The 2,873-nt window shown below is 51.3% G+C and carries 6 tRNA genes and 3 rRNA genes (1 of these 9 only partly in view); all 9 read left to right on the forward strand.

Annotation, left to right across the window (positions count from 1 at the left end):
- Positions 1–1,811, forward strand: a 23S ribosomal RNA gene (locus MKX72_RS27770) (it extends 1,125 nt beyond the left edge of the window).
- 69 nt (positions 1,812–1,880) lie between these two features.
- Positions 1,881–1,996 (forward strand): 5S ribosomal RNA (gene rrf / locus MKX72_RS27775).
- Between the two features lie 24 nt (positions 1,997–2,020).
- Positions 2,021–2,097: transfer RNA gene (locus MKX72_RS27780), tRNA-Met, on the forward strand.
- A 20-nt stretch (positions 2,098–2,117) separates the two neighbouring features.
- A 5S ribosomal RNA gene (rrf, locus tag MKX72_RS27785) occupies positions 2,118–2,233 on the forward strand.
- 120 nt (positions 2,234–2,353) lie between these two features.
- Positions 2,354–2,429, forward strand: a tRNA-Val gene (locus tag MKX72_RS27790).
- Between the two features lie 7 nt (positions 2,430–2,436).
- Positions 2,437–2,509 (forward strand) — tRNA-Lys (locus MKX72_RS27795).
- A gap of 19 nt (positions 2,510–2,528) precedes the next feature.
- Positions 2,529–2,610, forward strand: a tRNA-Leu gene (locus tag MKX72_RS27800).
- 23 nt (positions 2,611–2,633) lie between these two features.
- Positions 2,634–2,708 (forward strand) — tRNA-Gly (locus MKX72_RS27805).
- A gap of 14 nt (positions 2,709–2,722) precedes the next feature.
- Positions 2,723–2,811, forward strand: a tRNA-Leu gene (locus MKX72_RS27810).
- Positions 2,812–2,873: the final 62 nt, after the last annotated feature.

Below are 2,873 nucleotides of genomic sequence, written 5' to 3' on the forward strand. Positions count from 1 at the left end.
ATTTAAAGAGTGCGTAATAGCTCACTGGTCGAGTGACTCTGCGCCGAAAATGTACCGGGGCTAAACGTATCACCGAAGCTGTGGATTGACATCTTTGATGTCAGTGGTAGGAGAGCGTTCTAAGTGCAGCGAAGTCAGACCGTAAGGACTGGTGGAGCGCTTAGAAGTGAGAATGCCGGTATGAGTAGCGAAAGACAAGTGAGAATCTTGTCCACCGAATGCCTAAGGTTTCCTGAGGAAGGCTCGTCCGCTCAGGGTTAGTCGGGACCTAAGCCGAGGCTGAAAAGCGTAGGCGATGGCCAACAGGTTGATATTCCTGTACCACCTCCCCGCCGTTTGAGTAATGGGGGGACGCAGTAGGATAGGGTAAGCGCGCTGCTGGATATGCGCGTTCAAGCAGTTAGGCTGATGAGTAGGCAAATCCGCTCATCATAAAGGCTGAGCTGTGATGACGAGGGAATTATAGTACCGAAGTTCCTGATTCCACACTGCCAAGAAAAGCCTCTAGCGAGGCGGGAGGTGCCCGTACCGCAAACCGACACAGGTAGGCGAGGAGAGAATCCTAAGGTGATCGAGAGAACTCTCGTTAAGGAACTCGGCAAAATGACCCCGTAACTTCGGGAGAAGGGGTGCTCTGGTAGGGTGTATAGCCCGAGAGAGCCGCAGTGAATAGGCCCAGGCGACTGTTTAGCAAAAACACAGGTCTCTGCGAAGCCGCAAGGCGAAGTATAGGGGCTGACGCCTGCCCGGTGCTGGAAGGTTAAGAGGAGGGGTTATCCTTTGGGAGAAGCTCTGAATCGAAGCCCCAGTAAACGGCGGCCGTAACTATAACGGTCCTAAGGTAGCGAAATTCCTTGTCGGGTAAGTTCCGACCCGCACGAAAGGCGTAACGATCTGGGCACTGTCTCAACGAGAGACTCGGTGAAATTATAGTACCTGTGAAGATGCAGGTTACCCGCGACAGGACGGAAAGACCCCGTGGAGCTTTACTGTAGCCTGATATTGAATTTTGGTACAGCTTGTACAGGATAGGTAGGAGCCTGAGAAGCCGGAGCGCTAGCTTCGGTGGAGGCGTCGGTGGGATACTACCCTGGCTGTATTGAAATTCTAACCCGCGGCCCTGATCGGGCCGGGAGACAGTGTCAGGTGGGCAGTTTGACTGGGGCGGTCGCCTCCTAAAATGTAACGGAGGCGCCCAAAGGTTCCCTCAGAATGGTTGGAAATCATTCGTAGAGTGTAAAGGCACAAGGGAGCTTGACTGCGAGACCTACAAGTCGAGCAGGGACGAAAGTCGGGCTTAGTGATCCGGTGGTTCCGCATGGAAGGGCCATCGCTCAACGGATAAAAGCTACCCCGGGGATAACAGGCTTATCTCCCCCAAGAGTCCACATCGACGGGGAGGTTTGGCACCTCGATGTCGGCTCATCGCATCCTGGGGCTGTAGTCGGTCCCAAGGGTTGGGCTGTTCGCCCATTAAAGCGGTACGCGAGCTGGGTTCAGAACGTCGTGAGACAGTTCGGTCCCTATCCGTCGTGGGCGTAGGAAATTTGAGAGGAGCTGTCCTTAGTACGAGAGGACCGGGATGGACACACCGCTGGTGTACCAGTTGTCTTGCCAAAGGCATCGCTGGGTAGCTATGTGTGGACGGGATAAGTGCTGAAAGCATCTAAGCATGAAGCCCCCCTCAAGATGAGATTTCCCATAGCGCAAGCTAGTAAGATCCCTGAAAGATGATCAGGTTGATAGGTCAGAGGTGGAAGCGTGGCGACATGTGTAGCTGACTGATACTAATCGATCGAGGACTTAACCAAACTTTAAAAGCGTAAGCTTTACTCAGCAAACTGTTATCTAGTTTTGAGAGAAGAATCTCATATAAAATGTCTAGTGATAATGGCGAAGAGGTCACACCCGTTTCCATACCGAACACGGAAGTTAAGCTCTTTAGCGCCGATGGTAGTTGGGACTTTGTCCCTGTGAGAGTAGGACATCGCTAGGCATTTTTATTTTGCTTTTTTATCATCGCGGGGTGGAGCAGTTCGGTAGCTCGTCGGGCTCATAACCCGAAGGTCGCAGGTTCAAATCCTGTCCCCGCAACCAATTAATTATTGAAATACAGGTCTGGTGGCGATAGCGAAGAGGTCACACCCGTTCCCATACCGAACACGGAAGTTAAGCTCTTTAGCGCCAATGGTAGTTGGGACTTTGTCCCTGTGAGAGTAGGACGTTGCCAGGCAATTCAATAATAAAGACCCTTATTAGCCTCTTGTAAAAGAGCATAGGGGTTTTTTATTTGGAACATTCTATTATAAGTAATGAAAACAACGCTTTTTATAGCGCTTATATAGATTCTTTTGGAGGATTAGCTCAGCTGGGAGAGCACCTGCCTTACAAGCAGGGGGTCGGCGGTTCGATCCCGTCATCCTCCACCAGTTTTTCGAGCCATTAGCTCAGTTGGTAGAGCATCTGACTTTTAATCAGAGGGTCGAAGGTTCGAGTCCTTCATGGCTCATTTATATTTGTACTTGTACGCGGGTGTGGCGGAATTGGCAGACGCGCTAGACTTAGGATCTAGTGTCTTACGACGTGGGGGTTCAAGTCCCTTCACCCGCATCTTTACTTAATTTCATATATGTGCGGAAGTAGTTCAGTGGTAGAACACCACCTTGCCAAGGTGGGGGTCGCGAGTTCGAACCTCGTCTTCCGCTCCACATATATAAGTCCTGCCGGGGTGGTGGAATTGGCAGACACACAGGACTTAAAATCCTGCGGTAGGTGACTACCGTGCCGGTTCAAGTCCGGCCCTCGGCACCATTTTAATAAGCGCCCGTAGCTCAATTGGATAGAGCGTTTGACTACGGATCAAAAGGTTAGGG

Origin of the sequence: Priestia sp. FSL R5-0597, assembly GCF_038006305.1 — a bacterium.
Lineage (GTDB): Bacteria > Bacillota > Bacilli > Bacillales > Bacillaceae_H > Priestia > Priestia zanthoxyli.